Origin of the sequence: Lysobacter capsici (assembly GCF_018732085.1) — a bacterium.
GTDB classification, from domain to species: domain Bacteria; phylum Pseudomonadota; class Gammaproteobacteria; order Xanthomonadales; family Xanthomonadaceae; genus Lysobacter; species Lysobacter capsici_A.
Genome location: NZ_CP076103.1, coordinates 1896936 through 1915206 on the forward strand (window position 1 = coordinate 1896936; position 18271 = coordinate 1915206).

Here is an 18271-nt window from a genome sequence, read left to right on the forward strand (position 1 = left end):
AACCCGTTCGTGCGCGCGGAAGGGGGTCGTCAGTCATGTGGGGTGGCGGGCGAAGGCCTAGCGTCGCCCCGGGTCGGACCCGCGAGGGCTTCGTTGCGGCAGGTTTTTTGCGCGAGGTCTTCTATGGGAGGCCTTTTGTGTGAGGTCTTTTGTGGGAGGGGCTTCAGCCCCGATGCCTTTCGCTCAGATCGCTTCGAGCCTGCAAGGCTTTCTAGCCGATCGAGACAATTTCAGAGTCAATCGCAATCGGACCGAAAAGCATCGGGGCTGAAGCCCCTCCCACAAAAGAGCTCGGGGTTGAAGCCTCTCTCACAAAAGACCTCGGGGCCAAAGACCATCCAACCAGACCTCGGGGCTTCGTTGCCATGTGGTGCCGACTTCGCCTGCATCGCCCGCATGCTAAGTTCCAGACCCACACCGCGGCCGCCCCCGGCCGCTGCACTCAGCGAAGGAGTCGACAGCAATGCGCGTCCACTTTCACGGCGCCGCCGGCGAGGTCACCGGCTCCCTGCACGAAGTCGAAGCCGCCGGCCATCGCATCCTGCTCGACTGCGGCATGATCCAGGGCAGCCCCGAGGCCGAACTGCGCAATCTCGATCCGTTCGCGTTCGATGCGGCCACGCTCGACGCGCTGGTGATCAGCCACGCCCATATCGATCACATCGGCCGGGTGCCGTTGCTGGTCAAGCGCGGTTTTCGCGGGCCGATCTTCGCCCAGGCCGCGACCGCCGACCTGATGCGGATCATGCTGCTGGATTCGGCCTCGATCGCCGAAAGCGAAGCCGAGCGCGGCAACCGCAGGCGCGCGCACGGCGAGCCCGAACGGCTGCCGCTGTACACCCGCGACGATGTCGAAGCGACCATGCAACGGGTGCAGCCGCTGCCTTACGACACGCGCTGCGAGATCCTGTCGGGCGTGACGGTGCAGTTCCGCGAAGCCGGGCACATCCTGGGTTCGTCGGTGGTCGAGTTGTTCGCCGACGGCCGCAAGCTGGTGTTCTCCGGCGACCTGGGACCGAAAGGCACGCCGATCCTGCGCGACCCCGCGCCGATCGACAGCGCCGACCTGGTGCTTATGGAATCGACCTACGGCGATCGCCTGCACAAGGACCGCGCCGAAACCATCCTCGAACTCGGCCGCATCCTGGACGCGGCCTGGAACGACGGCGGCAACGTGCTGATCCCGGCGTTCGCGGTCGGCCGCAGCCAGGAGCTGCTGTACTGGTTCGCCAAGTACTGGGACGAGTGGAACGTCGGCCGGTTCAAGATCTTTCTCGACAGCCCGATGGCGAGCAAGGTGGTCGGCGTGTACGACCGCCATGTCGAACTGTTCGACGAAGACGCGCTGCGGGTGTGGAAGCAAAAACCCGATCCCTTCCATCTGCCGAACCTGCAGCTGACCGAATCGGCGCAGGAGTCGATGGCGATCAACCAGATCGAACGCGGCGCGATCGTCATCGCGGGGTCCGGCATGGCCAACGCCGGCCGCATCCTGCATCACTTCAAGCACAACCTGGGCAAGCCGCAGACCCACGTGGTGTTCGTCGGTTACCAGGCCGAGGGCACGATCGGGCGGCGGCTGGTCGAGGGCGCGAAGTGGGTGCGCATCCACGGTCGCGATACTCGCGCAGAAGCGCAGCGCCACACCATCGGCGGCTTGTCGGCGCACACCGACCAGAACGGCTTGATCGAGTGGTACGGAAACATCGAAGGCCATCCGCCGCTGGTGCTGGTGCATGGCGAAGACAAGGCGCGCGAGGCGCTGGCCGGGGAAATCGGCGAACGCTTCGGTACCAAGGTCGCGCTCGCGCGGCCGGGCATGACGCTCGACGTGTAAGCGCACGCGCTGCGACGATCGCAGCCGGCGCGCAACAGCGCTGACGAAACCAAACCATCTGACGATCGCATGGACACCGAACACGGCAACACGCACGACAAGGAACGAGTGGGCGCGATCTTCGACAGCGCCGCGATGCTGCACGCACGCGCGATGACCTGGCAGGCGATCGAGCGCATCCGCGCGCAGATCCACCCGGGCATGCTGGAATCGCAGGCCCGCGCGCTGGGCCAGCGGACCCTGGTCGAACTGGGCATGGGCCGGATCTGGCATCCGCTGTTGATCCGCTTCGGCGCCAACACCCTCAAGACTTTTCGCGAACGCTCCGACGGCGATCCCGCGCTGGGCGAGAACGACATCTACTTCATCGACATGGGCGTGGTCTGGGACGGCCACGAGGGCGATTCGGGCGACACCTTCGTCACCGGCGACGACGCGCAGATGCACGCCTGCGCCGCGGCTGCGCGGACCTTGTACGACCGCGTCCACGACTACTGGAAACACGAACGCGTGGCCGGCCCGGCGTTGTACCGCTATGCGCAGCAGCAGGCCGCGGCGATGGGGTGGGTGCTCAACCTCGACATCCAGGGGCACCGGGTCGGCGATTTCCCGCATTCGATCCACAAGGCCGGCGACCTGGGTGAGTTCGAATCCTGCCCGTCGGCGGGGCTGTGGATTCTGGAAATTCAAATCGCTCACCCCGAACGGCCCTTCGGCGCGTTCTACGAGGACCTGCTGGTGTAGGCAGGCGCTGTGCGCGGCGACGCGCCGGGACGCGAACTCAGGGGAGGGGGCATGAGCAAACGCATCTGGAAGATCGCGGCCGGCGCAGTGCTGGTCGTCGCATGCCTGATCCTGATCGGTTGGGTGCTGAGCAGGGCGCTCGGTGGGTCGCGATGCACCGTCAGCAGCCGGGTCCGCGGCCAGGTAGCGACCATGGGCGGGAAGCTCCAGTCCTTTCAATGCGACCAGGGCTTCTTTCCCACGACCTTGCAGGTGCTGACCGACCCGAAGCTACCGGGAGGGCCGTATGCGAAAGACGCCGAACTGCGCGACAGCTGGGGTCGTCCGCTGTACTACAACGTGGAGCGCGATGAACAACGCTTCGTGCTGTTTTCGCTCGGCCACGACGGGCTGATCGGTGGCGAGGACCAGGATGCCGACATCGCCTACGTCGGCAACAGGGCCAGGGTCGACGACGCGCAATGGTGGCGCCGTGACGCGAACTTCCAATCGCCCGATTGCCCAAAATTAGAGTCGCCGCCGTCGGTGATGACGCGCCCGCCGCAAGAGACCGCAGCTTCGTCCGGCGCCTGCAGCGAAGAATGACGATAACGATTTGCGCAGAATTTATGCGCTCGCCACGGTGGCGGCATGGAGGCTTTACCTGACTCGCGCGCAAGCTGACGGCGTCTTCCCCACCCACATCGCCGTGAGCATCCTGATCCTGCAAGGCCGCCATCTCGCTTCAAACCCGCTGCAATCGCAATTCCTGCTCGAACTACGCGGCCTCGCCGCCGCGGTCGGCCGCAACCTCGAACTGCGCCCCTGCGCCAGCCTGCGCGAACTGGTCGGCAGCCTGCGCGCCGCGCGTCGGCGCCGCAGCGAATTCGTGCTGCTCGACCCGGGCGAGCTCGCGCCGCACGCCTTGGCCGAACCCGAAGCGTTGCGTCAGGCGCTGGACGAACTGCCCAGCGCCTACATCGAAGTCCACGACGCCAGCGCCACCACCCTGGACGATCGCCTGCACGCACATGCGCCGCCGCTGGCGACGATCGTGATCAACGGCGACCTGGCGATGAGTTATCGCATCGCGCTCGGCATCGCGTTGCGCCGGCTCGCGCGCTGAATCGCTCGCGCGCGGCTAGACCGGCACGACGCCGTCGTTCTCGCGCGCCAGCCAGCGCTGCATTGCATGCCGGAAGCGCGTGGCCTCGCGCTGCTTGTGCAGGTAGTCCTGATCGAGCACGCGATACAGCGACCACATGATCAGCACCAGCAGCAGCGCGAACGGCAACGCGGCGACGATGATCACGCCCTGCAACGCGTCCAGGCCGCCGGCCAGCAGCAGCGCGACCGCGATCAGGGCCTGGATCACGCCCCAGGCCGCGCGCCGCGACAGCGGCGGATCGGCGCGGTCCTCGCTGGACATGCTGGCCAGCACCAGGGTCGCCGAGTCGGCCGAGGTCACGAAGAACAGCATCAACAACGCGATCGCGGCGGCCATCAGCAACGGCGCCCACGGCAGGCTTTCGAGCAAGGCGAACAGCACCTGCTCGTAGCCCTGGGCCAAGGCGCCGGCCAGATCGACGCCGCCGAACATCTGCGCCCACAGCGCGCTGCCGCCGAACGCGGCGAACCACACGAAGCTCATCAGCGAAGGCACCAGCACCACGCCGAACACGAACTCGCGCACGCGCCGGCCGCGCGAGATGCGGGCGATGAAGCTGCCCACGAACGGCGCCCAGGCGATCCACCACGCCCAGTAGAAGATCGTCCACTCGCCGACCCAGGGATCGCGCGAGAACGGCGCCATGCGCAGGCTCATGTTCGGCAACTGGTTGATGTAGCTGCCCACAGTGGTGGTGAAGGTCTCGAAGATGAAACTGGTCGGCCCGGCCACCAGCACGAACGCGAGCAATAGCGCGGCCAGGGCGAGGTTGAGATTGCTCAGCCATTTGATCCCGCGGTGCAGGCCGGTGAGGCTCGAGGCCATGTACAGCACGAACGCCACCGCGACCACGCACAGTTGCAGCGCCGGGGTCACGCTCAGTCCGAACACCCGCGCAAGCCCCGCGCTGATCTGCACGGTGCCGAAGCCCAGCGTGGTCGCCACGCCGATCGCGGTGGCGACGACCGCGGCGACATCGATCAACTGGCCCGGCCAGCGCCGATGCCAGCGGCCGATCACCGGTTGCAGCAGGTCGCTGATCTGGCCGCGGCCGTTGCGGTTGAACTGGAACCACGCCATCGCCAGGCCGACCAGCGCGTACACCGCCCACGGGTGCAGGCCCCAGTGGAAGAACACGTAGCGCATCGATGCGCGCGCGGCCGGCATGCTCTGCGCGTCGAGGCCTTCGGGCGGATGCAGGTAATGCGACACCGGTTCGGCCGCGCCCCAGAACACCAGGCCGATGCCCATGCCGGCGGCGAACAGCATCGACAGCCAGCTCAGGCGCGAGAATTCCGGCTCGGCGTCGTCGCCGCCGATGCGCAGGTCGGCGAAGCGGCCGAGCGAGAGATACAGCAGGAACAGCAGCGAGGCGAACACGATCAGCAGGTACAGCCAGCCGGCCCGCGCCACGGTCAGCGACAGCGCGTGCTGGATCGTTTCGTTGAACGATTGCGGGACCAGCACGCCGGCGGCGACCAGTGCGGCGAGCAGGACGATCGAAAGTCGGAAAACCAAAATCCACTCCAGGCAGGCGCGCGAACGCATCGCGCGCGTGAGGCGTGCCGGACGCGCGCGGCGCGTCGACAGGCATGAGACGAAGCCGCGCCGATGCGCGCACGAAGCACGCGCGATCACCGCCGCGATCAGCGGGCGAGCGAGTCGGCAGCAGGCTGTTGAGGACGATCCGCGCTGCGAGCCATGGCCGTAGCGGTGACGGCGCAAGCGGACGTGTGAGTCCGGTGCGGTGCGCGGAGCGGGGCGATTTTAACAGACGCGCGGTTTTCGGCCTTCACGCTGTCGCGATAAGCGGGGTTGACAGGGGAAAACCGCTAAAAATCGCGGGTTCAATCAGTTGCCGAAGCCAAGTGCCGGTTGCCGAGGCCAGGTGTCAGTTGCCGAAGCCAAGTGCCAGTTGCCGCAGCCAGGTGTCTGTTGCCCAAGCCAAGTGAATGCATCGAGGTCTTTTGTGGGAGGGGCTTCAGCCCCGACGCTTTTCGCTCCGAAGATTCGGAATTCCGCAATCGGGACTGAAGCCCTCCCACAAACGATCGATCGCCGCATCGCGTGGCTCGGTGCAGCCGTTGACTTCGAACCGCGGCTATGACCCGCGGCGATCACCGCAATCCCATGCGATCGACCGCCGGCATTGCCGATACGAACAGTCATGGTCCATGCGCAGCAAACATGCTAAGACGCAATGGGCGCTCCCCGCCGTCGCGCGCTTTTTCGTGCAACCGGTGACGATGCGGGAGCTGGATGCCATTGGGGGATGTCATGAAGACGTTGTATCTAGAACGCGCGCTGTTCGTCGTCGGAAATCAGAACGACGGCAAGAGCACGCAGCTGCGCAGCATGTTCAAGGACTGGGGGCTCGGCGCGCGCGGCAAGGTTCCGGTCGAAAAAAGCATCGTCAAGCGGCATTGGCTGGGCCAGCACCGCGGCCTGCTGGTGCGGTTGACCTCGCCGCACGAATATCGGGAAACGCCCGGGGAATTCCACGCCAAGATCCGGGCCGACATGAAGCAGGGCCGCTGGTGCCTGGCGGCTCCATTGCAGCCGCAGGCATCGAACAACATGCCCGACGTGGTCGAAACGATCCGCCTGTTTCAGGAAGAATTTTCCCCCGAGCGGATCCGGGTGTGTTTTCTGCTGCCGTGCAAGCGAAGCAAGGCGGCCGACAAGCAGATGGACCTCTCGGCCACGACCGGGCACATCCGGCGCCTGTGGAAGCGCAGTTCGCAATCGTCGATCGTCGAATGCGTCATCATCGACGCCGCATCGCCCGACGGCGAAGCTAACGGACACTTCCTCGCCGACTATTTCGAGTACCGCTGATGCGCTGCCGGCCGTCGACGGGACGGGCGCGGTAGCTCAGTGCCCGGCGGCGGTCGGTGCGGCGCGCCGCAACGCCGCGGTTTCCCAACCTGCGACGATCACGAACACCAGCGTCGTCGCCGCGCCGAGCGTCAACGCCGACAGGTGCAGCGGCGCGCTGGCGAACCACAGCGCCGCCAGCAAGGCCAGCCCGGCGCAGTGCGAAATCGGCGGGAAACGGCGGGTGTTGGTCACCCATTTGAACAAGGCGCAGCCCAGCAGGTACAGCGCCGGGCCGCCGACGATCGCGGCGATGCCGGCGGTGTCGGCGTGATCGGGATGGACCAGCACCAGTTCGTCGGCGACCGCGCACACGATGATGCCGCCGACGATCAGCAGATGCAGATAGGTATAGGCCAGTCGCGCCAGGCGCGCGCGACGGGTGGCGTCTTCGTCGTGGGCGATGCGGTGCTCGCCGCGCGCCGCGCCGCTGTCGAAGTAGATCCACCACATCGCCACGCTGCCGAGGAAGGCGATGCAGAACGCGGCGACGGTGGTCGGGTTCCAGTCGAGCTTGGCGAAGGTCGCGCCGGTGATCAGGATCGATTCGCCCAGCGCGATGATGATGAACAAGCCGCAGCGTTCCGACAGATGGCCGCCTTCCACGTCCCAGTCCGACAGGGTCGAGCGGCCCAGCCCGGGCACGCGGAAGAATGCGATCGGCCCGAGGTATTCGATCGCCACCGCGATCAGCCACCAGCCCACGCGCGCGTCGGGCTCGGCCAGCCCGCCGGCGATCCAGAAGCCGCCCGATACCAGCAGCCACAAGGTGATGCGGATGAAGTTACGGAAATTGCCGGGGCTGCGCCCGCCGCGCAGCGCCCACAGCATGAACGCGCTGCGCCCGACCTGCATGCTGGCGAATACCGCCGCATAGATCAGCCCGCGTTCGCCGAAGGCGTCGGGCAGCGACGACGACAGCAGCAGGCCGCCGAGCATCAGCCCGAAGATCATGAGCCGCACCGGCACTTTCTCCGGGTCCAGCCAGTTGGTGACCCACGAGGTGTAGATCCATAGCCACCACACGCCCAGGAACAGCAGGCCGGTGCGCAGCGCGCCGACCGGGTCGAGGTGTTCGAGCAGGGTGTGCGACAGCTGGGTTACCGCGAACACGAACACCAGGTCGAAGAACAGTTCGGCGTAGCCGACCTTGGCCTGGCCTTCGCGGCTGCGCAGCAGGGTGGGGCGGGGGTCGGTCATGGCGCGGCCTTGGGTCAGGGCGTGGATCGGGTTCGCGACAGTATCCATCCCAGCGCGAGCGCGAACGCGGCTGGCACGGCGAAGATAAGCAGGAAGATCGGCAGTTCCTCGGCCACGCTGTAGCCGGCGTGGATCACGCCGACCGCCATGTTGATGCCCGCGCCGATCAGCCACAGCGGCAGGAAGATCCTGATCGCGCTGCGCAGCGGCGCCGTGCCGGGGCCGACCAGCACGCGCGCGGCCAGCAGGCACAGCGCGAGCAGGGCGAAACCGCCGAGTATCACCAGTATGGTGTGCATGCCGACCCCCCGTGTCGATGGCGTTTGCGTCGTTGTCACGTTACCGCGGTGGGCGGCGCATCGTGCGCCGCCCACCATTCACCGCGCTCATGGTTGGCGGCGGCGCGTGCATGCGGCGTGCAGGCACGCGCCGTCGGACGGTATCGCCTCGGCGGGTGTTGCCTCAACGGGTGGTGTAGCCGCCGTTGGCGAAGATGGTCTGGCCGGTGATCCACCAGCCGTCGCTGACCAGGAACTTGATCAGCGGCGCGATATCGGCGATCTCGGTCAACCCGCTCTTGGTGCGGCTGCTCAGCGCCGCGGCGGTGGCGTGGTAGGCAGCCGATTCCTTCGACTCGGCCGGATAGAAGAACGGCGTGTCCATCGGCCCCGGGCCGACCGCGTTGACCGAGATGCCGCGTTCGCCGAACTCCTTGGACGCGGCGCGGGTGAAGTGCTCGATCGGCGCCTTGCTGCCGGGGTAGACCGCATAGAACGGCGTGTACGCGGCGAGCAGCGAGCTGACGATGGTGCAGATGTTGCCGTCGTCGGCGAGTTGCTTGCCGGCCTCCTGGATGAAGAAGAACGCGGCCTTGGAATTGACCGCGAACATGCGGTCGTACTCGTCCTCGGTCACCTCCACCAGCGGCTTCTTGATCACCATGCCGGTGGTGTTGATGGCGATGTCGAGCTTGCCGAAGCGCGCCTTGGCCGCGTCGAACAGGGCGGCGACCTCGCCGGGCCGGGTCAGGTCGCCCTGGTGGGCGAAGGCGTCGGCGCCGGCCGCGCGCACCGCGGCGACGGTCTCTTCAGCTGCGGCGCGGGTGGCATCGCTGTTGTAGTGCACGGCGATGGCGCCGGCGCCGGCGGCGGCGAGTTCGCGCGAAATCAGGCCGCCGAGGTTCTTGGCGCCGCCGCCGATGACGACGGCCTTGCCGGTGAGGGAACGGTTGGGCATGGGGCTTGCTCCGGGAAAGTGGGGAAGTGAGGGCGCCGGCCGCATGCCGCGTTGACGCGCATGTGACCGAAGTCGTGTTTACATCGGCCTGGGTCCCCGGTGCTTTCACGATGTCCGACGCGCTGTCAGTTTCTCCGCCGCCGGCGATCCCGGTCGTCTCCGGCCACGGCCGGGGCCCACGCGAGTTGATGCGCCGCGAGCTGACCCTGGGCGACGGCGTGCAGTTCGCCTTCGCCGCCGAAAGCATCGCCCAGCCGACCCAGTGGAGCGTGCATCACGACCGCCACACCCTGATCGTGCATCTCGACGGCCCGATGCGCCGGCTGGAAACCCGCATCGAGGGCGTCGGCCGCCTGCGCGCGCCGCCGGCGGCCGGCGATCTGTGGCTGATTCCGGCCGGTCGGCGTTACCAGGGCGAGGCGCAGGGCGGCGAGATCGCCTACGCCGAACTGACCATCGACCCGGCCCGCTACCCCGGCCTGCGCGACAGCCCGGCCGGCGGCACCGACCTGGCCGCGCGCATGAAACACCACGACCCGCTGGTGCATGCGCTGGCCGTGCGGCTCGCCGGGCTGAGCGGCGAGTCCGACGACCTGGCGGCGATGCTGTGCGACGCGTTGAGCCAGAGCCTGTGCCTGCACCTGTTGCGCGAACACGGCGCCGGCGCCGCACCGCCGCGCGAGCCGTCGTCGCCGTTGAGTGCGCCGCAGCGGCGCCGGGTCGAGGACTACATCGCCTCGCATCTGGACCAGCCCATCCGCCTGGCCGCATTGTCGGCGTTGACCGGCCTGAGCACCCATCGCCTGCTGATCGCGTTTCGCGCCAGCTTCGGCGCGACGCCGATCCAGTACGTGCTCGCGCAGCGCTTGCAACGCGTGTGCATGCGCCTGCGCCGCGGCGACGACGACATCACCACCATCGCGATCGGCAGCGGTTTTTCCAGCCACAGTCATCTGTCGGCGGTGTTCAAGCGGCGCTACGGCATCACCCCGAGCGAATACCGCCAGCGCGGCTGAGCGCACACGCGCACGCCGGTTCGCCTGCGCCGCGGCGTGCGTCGCGAACGCAATTCGGCCGCCGATCCCTACCCATGCACCGCGATCCCTGTCGTCGGTCATGCCGACCATTCGGCCATGGTGCAAGCGCGGCCCGGCTCCAGCATGATCGCATCCACGATCGCGTTCGCCGCACGCCCGACCCGGCCCTGCCATCGGTCATGCCCACCAAACGCCCATGGCCGGGTCACGTTTTCTGGCTAGGATCGTCTCAATCTGCACGGACCGCGCGAGCGCCATCGCCGCGGCCGAGTCCTTTTCCCTGGAGCCCGCCGCATGCTGACCATTCGCGACCTCACCAAGACCTATGCCAACGGCGTGCGCGCGCTCGACGGCATTTCGCTGGACATTCCGCGCGGCATGTTCGGTTTGCTCGGCCCCAACGGCGCCGGCAAGTCGTCGCTGATGCGGACCCTGGCGACCTTGCAGGAGGCCGACGCCGGCAGCGCGATCCTCGACAACGGCGACGGTCCGGCCATCGACGTGCTGCGCGACAAGGACGCGGTGCGCCGGCAACTGGGCTACCTGCCGCAGGATTTCGGCGTGTACCCGAAGGTCAGCGCGCTCGACCTGCTCGAACACTTCGCCGTGCTCAAGGGCCTGACCCATCGCAAGCAGCGCCGCGAAGTGGTCGACGGCCTGCTGCACCAGGTCAACCTGTGGAACGTGCGCAAGCAGAAACTCGGCGGCTTCTCCGGCGGCATGCGCCAGCGCTTCGGCATCGCCCAGGCCCTGCTCGGCGATCCGCGCCTGGTGATCGTCGACGAACCCACCGCCGGCCTCGATCCGGAGGAGCGCAACCGCTTCCTCAACCTGCTGGCCGAGATCGGCGAAAACGTCGCGGTGATCCTGTCGACCCACATCGTCGAGGACGTCACCGACCTGTGCCCGAGCATGGCCATCGTCAACAAGGGCAAGGTGCTGCTCAGCGGCGAGCCGAACGCGGCGATCGCCGCGCTCAGCGACCAGGTCTGGCGCAAGCAGGTCAGCAAGACCACCTTGTCGAGCTACGAAACCCGCTTCACGGTGCTGTCGACGCGACTGGTCGGCGGCCAGCCGGTGATCCACGTGTTCAGTCCGGACTCGCCCGAGGAGGGCTTCGAACGCGTCGCGCCCGATCTGGAAGACGTGTACTTCCAGCGCCTGCGCCAGCACGCGCGCGTCGCGGCCTGAGCGGAGCATCCCGATGATCCTTGAATTCTTCCGCTTCGAGCTGCGCCAGCAGCTGCGCTCGCCGTTGCTGTGGCTGTTCGCGCTGCTGTTCGGCCTGATGGCCTTCGGCGCCGCCTCCAGCGACGCGATCCAGATCGGCGGCGGCGTCGGCAACATCAACCGCAACGCGCCGACCACCATCGCCACCTTCTACGGCATGTTCAGCCTGCTCGGCCTGCTGGTGATCGCGGTGTTCGTGTCCGGCGCCTTGTTGCGCGATTTCGAGCTGGGCACCGCCGACCTGTTCTTCTCCAGCCCGATGCGCAAGCGCGACTTCCTCATCGGTCGCTTCGCCGGCGCGCTGGCCGCGAGCCTGCTGGTGTTCGTGATGATCACCGTCGGCCTGCTGATCGCGCCGTACATGCCCTGGGTCGATCCCGAGCGGGTCGGCGCGTTCTCGCTGCAGCCGTACCTGTGGAGTTTCGCGGTGTTCGTGCTGCCCAACCTGATCTTCATCGGCGCCTTGCTGGCGCTGCTGGCGGTCACCGGGCGCAGCCTGCTGATCGTGTACCTGGGCGTGATCGGCTTCTTCGTGTTGCGCGGCGTGGCCAACAGCCTGCTCGCCGATCTCGACAACGAGTGGCTGGCGACGATGATGGACCCGTTCGGCCTGACCGCGTTCCGGCGCACGGTGCGTTACTGGTCCGCGCCCGAGCTCAACACCCGCCTGCCGGCGATCGCCGGTTATCTGCTGGTCAATCGCGCGCTGTGGATGGGCGTCGGCGTGGCGATGATCGCCGCTGCGTTCGCCCTGTTCAAACCGCAGCGCACCGGCACCGGCAAGGCCTGGTTCCGGCGCAAGCGCAAGGCGGTGGCGATCGACGCGCAAGCCGCGGGCAAGCCGGCGCCGAAGGTGCAGCCGACCTTCTCGGCCGCCACCGTGCGCACCCAGTTCCTGCATGCGCTGCGCTTCGATACCGTCGGCGTGCTCAAGAGCGTGCCGTTCCTGATCATGCTCGCCTTCGCCGTGACCAGCTTCCTGGCCAGCGCCGGCTCGGTCCAGAGCATCTTCGGCACCAAGACCTATCCGACCACCTCGCTGATGCTCACCGCGCTGCAAGGCAGCTACAGCTTCATGCTGATCTTCGTGGTGATGTTCTACGCCGGCGAACTGGTGTTCAAGGAACGCGGGGTCAAGCTGGCCGAAGTCGGCGATGCGATGCCGGTGCCCAATTGGCTGCCGCTGCTGAGCAAGTTCATCGCCCTGATCGCGGTGGTGCTGGTGTTCCAGGCGATCGGCGGCGTGGCCTCGATGGTCATGCAGTTGTTCAAGGGCTACAGCGCGCTGGAGCCGCTGCTGTACGCCAAGCAACTGCTGCTCGATTCGATCCCGTTCGTGCTGATGGGTGGGCTGGCGCTGGTGTTGCAGGTGTTGACCAACAACAAGTTCATCGGCTACGGCCTGTTGATCGTGGTGGTGATCCTGCAGGCCACGCTCGGCCTGATGCACTTCGAACACAATCTCTACAACTACGCCAACGCACCGGGCGCGCCGTATTCGGACATGAACAGTTACGGCCAGTTCCTCGGCGCGCGGCTGTGGTTCCAGACCTATTGGAGCCTGCTGCTGCTCGCGCTGATGCTGCTCGCCGCGGCGTTCTGGGTGCGCGGCGTGGCGCCGAGCCTGCGCGAGCGAATCAAGCTGGCGCGCGCGCGCCTGCGCGGTGGCCGCGGCATCGCCCTGGCGTTCGCGGTGCTGGCCTGGATCGCGGCCGGCGGCTGGATCTTCTGGAACACCAACGTGCTCAACCGCTACGTGCCGTCGGACGTGGCGATGGACGAGCAGGCGCGTTACGAAAAGGACTACCGCAAGTACCACAACCTGCCGCAGCCGCGCATCGTCGCGGTCGACAACGAAGTCGACCTGCGTCCGGAAACCCTCAGCGTGCGCACCCGCGGCCACTACGAGATCGTCAATCAGCACGCCGCGCCGATCGCCGAGTTCCATATCGCGGTCGATCCCGACGCGACGATCGAGAAGCTCGAGTTCGGCGGCGCCAAGCTCATCCACGACGATGCGCGCGTGGGCTATCGCATCTACCGCCTCGACCGGCCGATGCAGCCGGGCGAGCACCGCCAGTTGAATTTCGCCCAGTCCTACGCCCAGCGCGGTTTCTCCAACGAGCCGAGCAACACCCAGATCGTCGCGAACGGCAGCTTCTTCAACTCGTCGGTGTTCCCGAGCTTCGGCTACAACGAAGGCCGCCAGCTCAGCGATCGCAACGAACGCCGCAAGCGCGGCCTGGGCGAAGCGCCGCGCATGCCCAAGCTCGAGGACCAGGCCGCGCGCGCGAACCACTACATCGCCTCCGATGCCGACTGGATCGACTTCAAGACCACCGTATGCACCGCGCCGGATCAGATCGCGCTGTCGCCGGGCTATCTCAAGCGCGAGTTCCGTCGCGACGGCCGCCGTTGCTTCGACTATGCGATGGACCGGCCGATGCTGCCGTTCTACTCGTACCTGTCGGCGCGCTGGGACGTGCGCCGCGCCGAGCACGCCGGCATACCGATCGAGGTGTACTACGATCCCAAGCACGCCTACAACGTCGATCGCATGATCGACGGGGTCAAGAAGTCGTTGGACTACTACCAGGCCAACTTCACCCCGTATCAGCACCGGCAGGTGCGGATCCTCGAGTTCCCGGGCTATTCGCGTTTCGCCCAGAGCTTCGCCAACACCATCCCGTTCTCCGAATCGATCGGCTTCGTCGCCGACCTGCGCGATCCCGAAGCGGTCGACTACGTGTTCTACGTGACCGCGCACGAAGTCGCGCACCAGTGGTGGGCGCACCAGGTGATCGGCGCCAACGTGCAGGGTTCGACCATGCTGTCGGAATCGCTGTCGCAGTACTCGGCGCTGATGGTGATGGAGAAGGAATACGGCCGGGCCAAGATGCGCCGCTTCCTCAAGTACGAACTGGACCGTTACCTGTCCGAGCGCGGCGGCGAGCGTCTGGAGGAATTGCCGCTGTACCGGGTGGAGAACCAGCAGTACATCCATTACCGCAAGGGCTCGCTGGTGTTCTATCGCCTGCGCGAGGAACTGGGCGAGGCGACGGTCAATCGCGCGCTCAAGCGTTTCCTGGAAGACAAGGGCTACCAGAACCCGCCGTACACCACTTCGGCCGAATTGCTGGAGTATCTGCGCGCGGAGGCCAAGCCTGAGCAACAGCAACTGATCACCGATCTGTTCGAGAAGATCAGCTTCTACGACAACCGCGTGGTCGAGGCGAGTTCGAAGAAGCGTCCCGACGGCAAGTACGAAGTCAGCTTGAACCTGCACGCGGCCAAGCTGTACGCCGACGGCAAGGGCAAGGAAACCGCCGCGCCGCTGGACGACTGGATCGAGATCGGTGTGTTCGCGCGCGGGCCGTCGGGCAAGGAGGGCGACGAGAAGGTGTTGTCGCTGGAGCGTCGCCACGTTACCAAGAACGATCAGACGGTGACGGTGGTGGTCGATCAGGCGCCTTACGAGGTCGGATTCGATCCGTACAACAAGTTGATCGATCGGGTGCCGGCGGATAATCGCAAGAAGTTGTGATTGGCGGGTTCCGGGAGGTTGAGATCGGACTCACTGCCAAGCGGCGAATTGCATGCCCCCTTGGCAAAAGGGGGCGGACGCCCGGCGACAGCACGACGTAGTAAGCGATCCCCCGTGCGCGGGGGATTTGCTTTTGCGCTTTGTCCTTTTTTCTACGGTGGTGCGTCGCACGCCATCGAGGCAGGGTCGAAACCCGCGCAGTAGTTAGGTTTTCGCGGTCGCGGCTCGCGCCGCTCCTACAGGTAGGCCATGTGGCTTTCGCCTGAAGTCGAACTTCATTCCCAGCGCTGCGAAGCAACCAACTCGCGACAACAAAAGCACACCCGGAGGGCGACGCGCATGGATGCGCGTCGCGCGCCACCGGGACATGGATGTCCCGTGTGGCGCGTGCCCGCGAAAGCACCGCACTTGCGGGCACTTGATTCACAAAAAAGCGTTTTTCTTTGGTTACCTTTCTTTTGTCGCTTTAGACAAAAGAAAGTGACCCGCCGCTTTAGTGGCGGAAGCTTTTGATCCTGCTTGCGGCTCTAAAGGCTTCAAAGTTTTGAAGCTCTAGAGCTTATGAAGCCAAAGGCAAGATCAACGCCTTTCGTCCGCAAGCGGCCGAGTTACTTTCTTTTGTCAAAAGCGACAAAAGAAAGGTAACCAAAGAAAAACGCTTTTTTGTGAATCAAAGGCCCGCGCGTGCGGAGCATACGCGGGCATGCGCCACACGAGACATCCTGTCTCGGTGGCGCACGGCGCACATCCATGTGCGCCGCCCTCCGGGTGTGCTTTTGTTCTCGCGAGGTCGTGATCTCGCAGCGCTGGATGAACTGCAGGACTTCAAGCGAAAGCCGGATGGCCTACCTGTAGGAGCGGCGCAAGCCGCGACCGCGCCATCACGGCAACGGCGCGCGTTCGTCGTGGTTGCGCTCCCGCGATCGCGGCTTGTGACCGAAGGAAATCCAGTAGGACGCCGCTCCTACAGGGGCGACACAGGCAAACGCCAGTCGGGTAGGGGCCGAGCGCCCACAACGAAAGCCAGTCGCGACGACATTGCGATGCAATTTCGGGTGTCGATTGACTCGATAAGCAACCGAAACAAGCAATATCCGCCGCGCAAAAACACCCGATACCGCAATCCCTGTTCAGCCAAACGTCCCCAACCAACGACCGCCAGGCCCAACCCGCAACCCCCATGACCGCCCGCTAACGCCTCCACCCAGGCAAAACTGGCGGTTTGGTCCGGTTTCGCGTACAGTTCGCGCCGTTCAGCGCACGGCTGCCTCCCCGCAAGGGTACGTTTCCCAGGTTGCCTGTCGCCCCGCACCGAGTTCTCGGATTCGCCGGCGCGACTTTTTATCCCGCACGTCTTTCGTAGCGCAGACACGGCCCGGAGCTTCCGGCGTCGTCAAATTTAGATACTCGCAGCGCGGTTCAAGGGAACGCTGGGGTCATCACGCGATCGCTCTCGTTCGCGCGTCCGTTCCGTCGGATGCGCGGCGTTTGCGCACCGCGAACCACTGGAGTTCCAACATGACGTTTGAATCGCTTGGGCTTGCGCCCGCGCTGCTGCGCGCGCTGTCCGAACAGAACTACATCAACCCGACCCCGATCCAGGCCGAAGCGATCCCGCTGGCCCTGGCCGGGCACGACCTGCTCGGCGGCGCCCAGACCGGCACCGGCAAGACCGCCGCGTTCGGTCTGCCGCTGCTGCACCGTCTGGCCACCACGCCGGGCAACAGCCAGCGCAAGCCGCGCGTGCTGATCTTGGCCCCGACCCGCGAGCTCGCGCTGCAAGTCAGCGACAGCCTGCGCGGTTACGCCAAGTACCTGCGCCTGAACGTGCATGCCATCTTCGGCGGCGCCGGCATGGGCCCGCAGCTCGACGCGCTGCGTCGCGGCGTCGACGTGCTGGTCGCCACCCCGGGCCGCCTGATCGATCACCTCGAGCGCGGCAGCGCCAAGCTCGATGCGGTCGAAGTGCTGGTCATGGACGAAGCCGACCGCATGCTCGACATGGGCTTCCTGCCCGCGATCAAGCGCATCCTCGGCCGCCTGCCGCCCCAGCGTCAGACCCTGCTGTTCTCGGCGACGTTCGAGGCGCAGATCAAGCAACTGGCGCTGGAGTTCATGCGCAATCCGCAGCAGGTGCAGATCGCGTCCAACAGCGTCGTCGCCGATGCGATCACGCATCGCGTGCATCCGGTCGACGGCGGCCGCAAGCGCGACCTGCTGATCCAGATCCTCGCCTCGCGCCCGAACGATCAGGTGATCGTGTTCGGCCGCACCAAGCACGGCTGCAACCGCTTGTCCGAGCAGCTCGAAGAAGCCGGCCTGAAGTCGGTCGCGATCCACGGCAACAAGAGCCAGGCGCAGCGTCAGAAAGCCCTGCGCGATTTCAAGGCGAACAAGGCCCGCGTGCTGGTCGCCACCGACGTCGCCGCGCGCGGCCTGGACATTCCGAGCCTGCCGCTGGTGATCAACTTCGATCTGCCGATGGTCGCCGAGGACTACGTCCATCGTATCGGCCGCACCGGCCGTAACGGTCTGACCGGTGAAGCGCTGTCGCTGGTGTCGCCGGACGAGGGCGGTCTGCTGCGTCAGATCCAGCGCATCCTCAAGGACGATATCGAGATGGTGACGGTCGCCGGTTTCGAGCCGTCGCGTCCGATCCGCATGGGTTCGGATGCTCCGGGCGCGCGTCGTCCCGGCGCTCCGGGCGGCAACCGCGCCGGCGCCAACGCGCCGCGCAAGCCGGCGCATCGTCCGCACGGCAAGCCGCCGGCGCGTCATGCGCATGCCGGTCCGAAGCAGCACCGCGGTGGCGGGGCTGGTGCGGGTCAGCCGGGGCAGCGGCGCGATCGCAACGCGGGTTGATTGATCGGCGAGATTCGCCGGTGATGCAAAAAGGGTCGGCTTAGCCGGCCCTTTTTGTTTGGGTGGGTGTTTGGTGTTTGGGTTGGTTGCCGTGAGTCGTCATTGGCGTGCTTACGTCTGCAATTGCATCGCTGCTTGTGTAGCAGCGGCGCAGGCCGCGACTGTGGGAATGCGACTACGAATGTTGCGTCGTTGCCGTGATGGCGCGGTCGCGGCTTGCGCCGCTCCTACAGGGAGGCCATGCGGCTTTTGCCCGAGTTCGAAGTCGCGCAGTCCATCCAGCGCTGCGAGGCTTGTAACTCGCGTTAGCAAAAGCACACCCGGAGGGCGGCGCGCATGGATGCGCGCCGCGCGCCACCGGGACATGGATGTCCCGTGTGGCGCGTGCCCGCGAAAGCTCCGCACTTGCGGGCACTTGATTCACAAAAAAGCGTTTTTCTTTGGTTACCTTTCTTTTGTCGCTTTTGACAAAAGAAAGTAACTCGGCCGCTTGCGGACGAAAGCTGTTGATCTCGCTTTTGGCCTCAAAGGCTTTAAAGCTTTCAAAGCTGAAGCTA

At 66.1% G+C, this 18271-nt stretch carries 13 protein-coding genes; 9 read left to right on the top strand and 4 right to left on the bottom strand.

Annotated features, from left to right (window positions below):
* The first annotated feature begins 463 nt into the window (after window positions 1–463).
* The 4 genes from KME82_RS07780 to KME82_RS07795 all read left to right on the top strand — a co-directional run bounded on the left by KME82_RS07780 (window position 464) and on the right by KME82_RS07795 (window position 3686).
* Complete coding sequence (locus KME82_RS07780; RefSeq protein ID WP_215498005.1) at window positions 464–1837, top strand: MBL fold metallo-hydrolase RNA specificity domain-containing protein; 1374 nt, start codon at window positions 464–466, stop codon at window positions 1835–1837.
* Between the two features lie 69 nt (window positions 1838–1906).
* Window positions 1907–2581 carry a M24 family metallopeptidase gene (locus KME82_RS07785; protein WP_252255657.1) on the top strand — a complete coding sequence of 225 codons (675 nt, stop codon included), beginning with the start codon at window positions 1907–1909 and terminating at the stop codon, window positions 2579–2581.
* 51 nt (window positions 2582–2632) lie between these two features.
* Window positions 2633–3166, top strand: a complete 534-nt coding sequence (locus KME82_RS07790; RefSeq protein WP_215498006.1) for a type II secretion system protein GspG — start codon at window positions 2633–2635, stop codon at window positions 3164–3166.
* Window positions 3167–3269: 103 nt separating this feature from the next.
* Complete coding sequence (locus KME82_RS07795; RefSeq protein WP_215498007.1) at window positions 3270–3686, top strand: hypothetical protein; 417 nt, start codon at window positions 3270–3272, stop codon at window positions 3684–3686.
* A gap of 15 nt (window positions 3687–3701) precedes the next feature.
* On the opposite strand, the gene KME82_RS07800 is transcribed toward KME82_RS07795, so the two are convergent.
* A complete protein-coding gene (locus KME82_RS07800; RefSeq protein WP_215499011.1) occupies window positions 3702–5246 on the bottom strand; it encodes a BCCT family transporter in 1545 nt (514 codons plus the stop codon).
* 759 nt (window positions 5247–6005) lie between these two features.
* Here KME82_RS07800 and KME82_RS07805 point away from each other — a divergent pair.
* Complete coding sequence (locus KME82_RS07805) at window positions 6006–6566, top strand: hypothetical protein (RefSeq protein WP_215498008.1); 561 nt, start codon at window positions 6006–6008, stop codon at window positions 6564–6566.
* A 36-nt stretch (window positions 6567–6602) separates the two neighbouring features.
* Here KME82_RS07805 and KME82_RS07810 read toward each other — a convergent pair whose 3' ends face one another.
* From KME82_RS07810 to KME82_RS07820, 3 genes are all read right to left on the bottom strand, one after another.
* Complete coding sequence (locus KME82_RS07810) at window positions 6603–7805, bottom strand: low temperature requirement protein A (protein ID WP_215498009.1); 1203 nt, start codon at window positions 7803–7805, stop codon at window positions 6603–6605.
* A 14-nt stretch (window positions 7806–7819) separates the two neighbouring features.
* Window positions 7820–8104 carry a hypothetical protein gene (locus KME82_RS07815; RefSeq protein WP_215498010.1) on the bottom strand — a complete coding sequence of 95 codons (285 nt, stop codon included), beginning with the start codon at window positions 8102–8104 and terminating at the stop codon, window positions 7820–7822.
* Between the two features lie 163 nt (window positions 8105–8267).
* Complete coding sequence (locus KME82_RS07820; RefSeq protein ID WP_215498011.1) at window positions 8268–9041, bottom strand: SDR family oxidoreductase; 774 nt, start codon at window positions 9039–9041, stop codon at window positions 8268–8270.
* 110 nt (window positions 9042–9151) lie between these two features.
* On the opposite strand from KME82_RS07820, the gene KME82_RS07825 reads away from it, so the two are divergent.
* The 4 genes from KME82_RS07825 to KME82_RS07840 all read left to right on the top strand — a co-directional run bounded on the left by KME82_RS07825 (window position 9152) and on the right by KME82_RS07840 (window position 17714).
* Window positions 9152–10057: an AraC family transcriptional regulator gene (locus tag KME82_RS07825; protein ID WP_215498012.1), complete on the top strand. Its 906-nt coding sequence runs from the start codon at window positions 9152–9154 to the stop codon at window positions 10055–10057.
* Window positions 10058–10372: 315 nt separating this feature from the next.
* Window positions 10373–11269: an ABC transporter ATP-binding protein gene (locus KME82_RS07830; RefSeq protein WP_215498013.1), complete on the top strand. Its 897-nt coding sequence runs from the start codon at window positions 10373–10375 to the stop codon at window positions 11267–11269.
* Window positions 11270–11282: 13 nt separating this feature from the next.
* On the top strand, window positions 11283–14852 hold the full coding sequence (locus tag KME82_RS07835; RefSeq protein WP_215498014.1) for an ABC transporter permease/M1 family aminopeptidase: 3570 nt from the start codon (window positions 11283–11285) through the stop codon (window positions 14850–14852).
* 1518 nt (window positions 14853–16370) lie between these two features.
* A complete protein-coding gene (locus KME82_RS07840) occupies window positions 16371–17714 on the top strand; it encodes a DEAD/DEAH box helicase (protein ID WP_056109058.1) in 1344 nt (447 codons plus the stop codon).
* Window positions 17715–18271: the final 557 nt, after the last annotated feature.